3 protein-coding genes and 1 pseudogene are annotated in these 3,551 nt (G+C 40.7%); 3 read left to right on the plus strand and 1 reads right to left on the minus strand.

Translation table 11 applies throughout. From position 1 onward, the window contains the following. Positions 1–63 precede the first annotated feature (63 nt). On the minus strand, positions 64–612 hold the full coding sequence (locus tag A3735_RS17635) for a DUF2058 domain-containing protein (protein ID WP_068510071.1): 549 nt from the start codon (positions 610–612) through the stop codon (positions 64–66). A 248-nt stretch (positions 613–860) separates the two neighbouring features. On the opposite strand from A3735_RS17635, the gene A3735_RS17640 reads away from it, so the two are divergent. The 3 genes and pseudogenes from A3735_RS17640 to A3735_RS17650 form a co-directional block, all read left to right on the plus strand. Next, positions 861–2,387: an NAD(P)/FAD-dependent oxidoreductase gene (locus tag A3735_RS17640; protein WP_068509973.1), complete on the plus strand. Its 1,527-nt coding sequence runs from the start codon at positions 861–863 to the stop codon at positions 2,385–2,387. Beyond that, a complete protein-coding gene (locus A3735_RS17645; RefSeq protein WP_068509971.1) occupies positions 2,380–3,267 on the plus strand; it encodes a ferredoxin reductase in 888 nt (295 codons plus the stop codon). Before A3735_RS17640 ends, A3735_RS17645 begins: the two co-directional genes overlap by 8 nt. A gap of 76 nt (positions 3,268–3,343) precedes the next feature. Continuing rightward, a pseudogene (locus tag A3735_RS17650) lies at positions 3,344–3,551 on the plus strand (hypothetical protein); the annotation flags it as partial.

Raw genomic sequence — 3,551 nt, forward strand, 5'->3', positions numbered from 1 at the left:
ATTTATGAAGAACTGGTTCAAGGGCATGCTAAATGCCACAAACCAGCACCTCAGATCATAGGTTTACCACATTAAGTCATCAGGTATTTGATAATCTTTATACGGATCATCTTCTTCTATTTCTGTATCTTGCGGCTGTGACTTCTCCATGTGGTAGACAATCGCTGCCTCATCTCTCTCTATTATTTTAGTGGCCGCTGTTGCAGGTATTAAGATAAAACTTTCATCTAAATTGGCTATTGCTAACCTGCCTTTCAATAAATGAGTTTGTTGCTGTTCTGATATATAGACCTTTTTGATCTTTTTATCGACAGCAAATTGAAATCCAATATCGTCACCTTCACTAGGTACGGTGTTCATTTCAATTAATTGTTTTACCTGAGCCTTAATTGCTTTTCGATTCTGCTCTTCCAGCTTCGCCTGATTCAGTGCTTTGTCTCTTTCAGCTTTTTCTTTTTTCTGCTGAGCTATTCGCGCTTCGGCTTCGTTTTGTACTGCTTGGCCTTTTGGAGTTTGCTTACGTTGAACACGTTTCTCTTTCTGAATATTTTTTGCTTTTTTCTTATCTACCAGGCCAGCACCTAATAGTTGCTCTTGTAATGACTTTGCCATCAAACCCTCTCTTGAACGATGTTTAGATGTTACTTCGAATAAGATAAATACTATCATAATTCGCTCTAAACCTAGATTTCTAGAATGATTTTGAATGCGCCTTTGCAAATAAAACATACAATTTACGACCCCTAAACTTTACAATGTAAATATTGCTGGGTAAAGTACACTTACACTGTAAAGTTTAGATACTTTGTTAGTACTAGTATTTTCTTGGCATTTTATATAAACGTGGAGAACTTAAAACAATGAAACACTATGATGCAGTAGTGATTGGCGCAGGAAATGGCGGACTAACCGCTGCCGCGACACTGCAAAAGAATGGATGTAACACCTTACTTGTTGAGCGCCATAATGTTCCGGGTGGATGCGGTACATCTTTCGTCCGCGGAGATTTCGAATTTGAAGTCGCTTTGCATCAGTTAAGTGGCGTTGGGACAGAAGACAGACCTTTCCTTATGAGAAAAATGTTCAAGGATTTGGATGTACTCGATAAAGTTGAACTGGTTCAGGAAGAGGAGCTATATCGATTAATTGTCCCAGGGAAACAAGATATTACACTTCCCGCGAGTTGGTCAGGCATTCAAAAAGTTCTAAAACAAAATTTTCCTGATGACAGTGATGCTATCACCCGCTTCTTTGATCTAGGAAGCAAGGTTGCTATGGAGTATTACATGGCCTTGCAACAGGTTAGGCGTAGTAATGACGAAAAGCTATTAGAGTCTCAATGTAAACACTTTGCTGCCTACGGTTTAAGAACTACCGATGAAGTATTGAATGAATTCTTCAGCAATAAAGAACTGATCAATACGATCACTCCCTATTGGAGTTATGTCGGTATCCCAACCAATGAATTAGTGTTTGCAGAATTTATTGGAATGCTTTTCGCCTATTGTACCTTCAAACCTTGGCACTTTAAGGGTGGATCTCAGAGTGTTTCTAGCGCAATTATCGATTCGTTTGTTGAAGCCGGAGGGTGCGTAAAGTTTAGTTGTGGTGCGAAGAAAATACATACCGCTGATAATAAGGTTCATGCTATTACACTCGAAGATGGCCAAACCGTAAGCTGTAATTATGTTGTTTCGAACGCCAGCCCACTGATCACCTTCAATGAACTCCTCGATCTTGAAAAGCCACCTATTCAGATCCAACAAGATTTTAAATCTAGACGCAAAGGTGTTTCTGCTGTTTGCTTGTATTTAGGTTTAGATTGTAAGCCAGAGGATATCGGTATTACATCTGCCGCTACCTTCGTAATTGATGGTGACAACCAGGATATTGACGAAACAGAACTATATAAAATGACCGCACCGAAATGGGTAATGGTCACCTGCTACAACTTCATTGACGAAGATTTGGCCCCCAAGGGAAAAAGCGTCATAACTCTTGTAGCACTTCAATACGGCGAAGCATGGCAAGCACTTAGCCCTGAAGATTATGCTGAAGCAAAGTATGACTACGCACAAAAGCTCATTGATCATGTTGAAAAGGCTTACCCAAATCTCAGCCAGTATATTGAAGTTGCTGAGGTAGCGACTCCTTTAACTATGATGCGTTATTTGAACTCACCTGACGGCGCTATTTATGGCTTTAAACAACATATTCAGGATTCTCTCTTATTACGCGACCAATTGAGTGGTATTGAAGGTTTGTATTCCGCAGGAAGTTGGACAGCGCAAGGAGGTTTTCAACCGACCTATATGGCCGGTGAATCAACGGCAAAAAGTATATTGCGTAAAATTAAAAAGTCACAAACGGAGGCTCAACATGCATAAAAATCGCAGCGCAGAACAAAACGTATTAGATGGTGTCGTTGGCTACGTTGAAGCCGTAAAAAAGAAAACCGAGATAGAGCTTAGTGGAAGCGACTTTAGCGAAGAGAAAGGTGCTACGCAAAAGACTATCGACAGTCTACATCCTAAACGCCTTCGTTTACTTGTTACCGATATTTTTACTGATACGCCATCCACGAATACTATTCGTGTCAAAGCACTTGATGGTTACCTTCCCCCTTTTCAAGCAGGTCAGTATATTAACGTTTTTGTTGAGATAAATGGTTCGCCAACTGCCAGACCTTATGCGATGTCTTCCTCTCCCACTGAACGAGACTATTATGACCTGACCGTTAAAAAGGCTCATAGCGGTTTCGTTAGCCATTATTTAGTTGATGATCTGAAGCCTGGTCAAGAGCTTACTAGCACCGGCCCAATGGGAAGCTTTCATCATAATCCACTATTCCATGGTAATGATCTAGTATTCTTCGCTGGCGGATCCGGGATTGCACCTGCACGTAGTATGATCAAACATATCATCGCTAAAGATCTCCCTCATACCATGCATATTATCTACAGCAATAGTTTCGAGGAGGATGTAATATTCGCAAAGGAAATTCGCTCCTATGCCAAACAGAATCACAATATAAAACTTACAGAATTAATCTCAAGGCCAAGTGAAAGTTATCAAGGCATCGGCGGACGTGTTACTGAAGAGCTTGTTTCATCTTCACTGAGCAACTTAAGCTCAAAGATGTTTTACATATGCGGCCCAACACCCTTTAATGAAAGCTGTGTCGAAATACTTAAAAACTTAGGTGTAAAAGAGCGTCGTATGCTTGTAGAGCTAAACGGCCCTCCTAAGAAACCTGAAACACAGTAAGCGTCTAGCCAAGCACACATAATACCAAACCCAACAATTAATTACGCTAGTTCCAAAATTCACAAGGAACTAGCACATGACTAAAAAGAACACCAAGAAAGCCAAACACGACTGGCCAAGTATCTTCGATTATCAAAAAGAGAGCGGGTTAACGGTTGCAGAATTCTGCTCCATACATAAAATCAGCACCTCTTCGTTCTACCTCAATAAGCACCGACGCTCGACAGGCAATAATTTTGTCGAAGCGAAAGTTGTTCGGCAAGTGTCTGAACAAGTCACACAGA

It is taken from the genome of Oleiphilus sp. HI0061, from assembly GCF_001635675.1.

Excerpts from the sequence above, each read along its gene's own strand:
- A3735_RS17635 (WP_068510071.1), bottom strand. The coding sequence starts at position 612 with ATGGCAAAGTCATTACAAGAGCAACTATTAGGTGCTGGCCTGGTAGAT.
- A3735_RS17640 (WP_068509973.1), top strand. The coding sequence starts at position 861 with ATGAAACACTATGATGCAGTAGTGATTGGCGCAGGAAATGGCGGACTA.
- A3735_RS17645 (WP_068509971.1), top strand. The coding sequence starts at position 2,380 with ATGCATAAAAATCGCAGCGCAGAACAAAACGTATTAGATGGTGTCGTT.